This is a genomic window from Paenarthrobacter sp. PAE-2 (assembly GCF_026013155.1).
GTDB classification, from domain to species: domain Bacteria; phylum Actinomycetota; class Actinomycetes; order Actinomycetales; family Micrococcaceae; genus Arthrobacter; species Arthrobacter ureafaciens.
On sequence record NZ_JAPDNV010000087.1, the window covers coordinates 1 to 2,541 of the forward strand.

At 64.1% G+C, this 2,541-nt stretch carries 2 protein-coding genes and 1 pseudogene; all 3 read left to right on the forward strand.

What is annotated here, in order from left to right; genetic code table 11:
• A pseudogene (locus tag OCL88_RS20935) lies at positions 1–767 on the forward strand (glycine dehydrogenase (aminomethyl-transferring)); the annotation flags it as partial.
• A 12-nt stretch (positions 768–779) separates the two neighbouring features.
• On the forward strand, positions 780–1,913 hold the full coding sequence (gcvT, locus tag OCL88_RS20940; RefSeq protein WP_264963824.1) for a glycine cleavage system aminomethyltransferase GcvT: 1,134 nt from the start codon (positions 780–782) through the stop codon (positions 1,911–1,913).
• Positions 1,914–1,943: 30 nt separating this feature from the next.
• On the forward strand, positions 1,944–2,330 hold the full coding sequence (gene gcvH, locus OCL88_RS20945; protein WP_264963825.1) for a glycine cleavage system protein GcvH: 387 nt from the start codon (positions 1,944–1,946) through the stop codon (positions 2,328–2,330).
• Positions 2,331–2,541: the final 211 nt, after the last annotated feature.

The window sequence follows — 2,541 nt, forward strand, 5'->3', positions numbered from 1 at the left end:
TGAACCTGCACAAGACCTTCTGCATCCCGCACGGCGGTGGCGGACCCGGCGTCGGCCCCGTTGCGGCAAAAGCCCATCTGGCCCCGTTCATGCCGGGCAACGCCGCATCATGGACCGAAGGCAATGACGTTCCGATTTCGGCATCGCGCTTCGGTTCGGCCGGCGTGCTCCCCATCTCCTGGGCTTACGTGAAGCTCATGGGCGGGCAGGGCCTTACCGAAGCAACCAAGTCCGCCCTGCTGGCTGCCAACTACATCGCAGCCCGCCTCAACGACTACTTCCCGGTGCTCTATACGGGCGAAGCGGGCTTGGTCGCCCACGAGTGCATCCTGGACCTCCGCGAGCTGACGGCCAAGACCGGGGTCACGGCCGAGGACGTGGCCAAGCGCCTCATCGACTTCGGCTTCCACGCACCCACCCTGGCGTTCCCGGTGGCCGGCACCCTCATGGTTGAGCCCACCGAATCCGAGGACCTCGTGGAGATCGACCGCTTCATCGAAGCCATGATCACCATCCGCAAGGAAATTGATCAGGTAGCACATGGCGACTTCTCCGTGCAGGATTCCCCGCTTCGCCGGGCACCCCACACGGCAGCCGCCGTCGTAAGCTCCGATTGGGACCGCGCCTACCCGCGCGAGCAGGCCGCCTTCCCCGTCCACCACTTGAAGCAGGACAAGTACTTCCCGCCGGTAGGCCGCATCGATGGTGCAGCAGGCGACCGCAACCTCGTCTGCTCGTGCCCTCCGATCGAAGACTTCGAGAACTAAGGGGATCCGGAAATGACTGAGAAGCACACGGCCCTCTACGAGGAGCACAAGAAGCTCGGCGCCTCCTTCACCGATTTCGGTGGCTGGCAGATGCCGCTCAAATACACCTCCGAGCTCGCCGAACACCACGCCGTCCGGAAGTCCGCCGGCCTGTTCGACCTCTCCCACATGGGTGAAGTCTGGGTCACCGGGCCGCAGGCATCAGAGTTCCTGGACTACGCGCTGGTGGGCAAGATTTCTGCCATGGCCGAGGGCAAAGCCAAGTACTCGCTGATCTGCCAGGAAGACGGCGGAATCATCGACGACCTGATCGTCTACCGTCGTGGCGCCGACAAGTTCCTGGTGGTTCCGAACGCAGGCAATGCCTTCGTGGTCGCTTCTGAGCTGCTGCAGCGAGCCGCGGGCTTTGACGTTGTGGTGGAGGATGCTTCATCGTCGACGTCGTTGATCGCCGTTCAGGGGCCGCTCGCCGAAGCGATCCTCCTGCGTTTGGTGCCCGCCGAGCAGCACTCGTTGGTCACGGACCTGAAGTACTACGCCGCAGTCGAGGTGACCTTCCTGGTGGCCGGCAGTGGGCAGGATCTTCTCCTGGCACGCACCGGTTACACCGGCGAGGACGGGTTCGAGATCTTCGTGCCCAACGAATCCGCCGCCGCGCTGTGGCAGGCCATCTCCGCCGTCGCCGAGGAAGGCGAGCTCGTTCCGGCCGGTCTGGCCTCCCGCGACTCCCTGCGCCTCGAAGCCGGCATGCCCCTCTACGGCAATGAGCTGTCCCGTGAAGGCAATCCCTTCACGGCCGGGCTCGGCCCTGTAGTGGCCTTGTCCAAGGAAGGCGACTTTGTGGGCAAGGAAGCCTTGGCAGCTTTGAAGGCCGACGGCGCAGGTGTCTCCACCGGTCGCAAGCTTGTGGGCCTCAAAGGCCTCGGGCGCCGCGCCGGACGTTCGCACTACCCGGTCTTGAAGGACGGCGCCGTTGTTGGCGAAGTGACCTCCGGCCAGCCCAGCCCAACGCTCGGGTACCCGGTAGTGATGGCCTACGTTGACGTTGCTTATGCTGAACCTGGCACCACTCTTGACGTCGATCTGCGCGGCAAGGCAGAGCCGTTCGAGGTCGTGGCATTGCCGTTCTACAAACGGTCCCGCTAATTTTTGATCACCCACAGTTAGGAAAAAAGAATGCCCAAAGTAGCGCATGAACTTCAGTACTCCGACGAGCACGAGTGGGTTTCGCGTGGGGAGGGGAACTCGGTATCCGTTGGCATCTCCGAGGTTGCCACCGACGCACTGGGTGACATTGTCTACGTGGACCTGCCCGAGGTCGGTTCCACCGTGACTGCAGGGGAAACGTGCGGCGAGGTTGAGTCCACCAAGTCCGTCTCCGACCTCTACTCACCCGTGACCGGCGAGGTCACCGAGATCAACGACGCCGTTGTGTCCGACCCCGCCCTCATCAACAACGACCCCTACGGTCAGGGCTGGTTGTTCAAGGTCGCTGCTGAATCCGACGGCCCGCTGCTCTCCGCCCAGGAATACGCCTCCAAGAACGGCGGCGACCTGGGCTAGTCCCGACGGGTCCGGTGTGCCCGACGGGTCCGGCATCCTCTGCGACCTCGGTCGTGTAGACGCCCGTTGGGCGGACGTGACACTCCCTTGGACGGTCGCTGCCGGATGCCGAACCCATAGGGGCTCCGTGTGTCACTCTCCGATTCGAGGGTTCGCTGCGGGGTGTGCCGTGCGCGCGGCACACCCCGCAGCGATGCCCCGGTTTGGCCAA

What these genes read in the sequence shown, in the direction of transcription:
- gcvT (WP_264963824.1), top strand. Translation starts at nt 780, where the DNA reads ATGACTGAGAAGCACACGGCCCTCTACGAGGAGCACAAGAAGCTCGGC.
- gcvH (WP_264963825.1), top strand. Translation starts at nt 1,944, where the DNA reads ATGCCCAAAGTAGCGCATGAACTTCAGTACTCCGACGAGCACGAGTGG.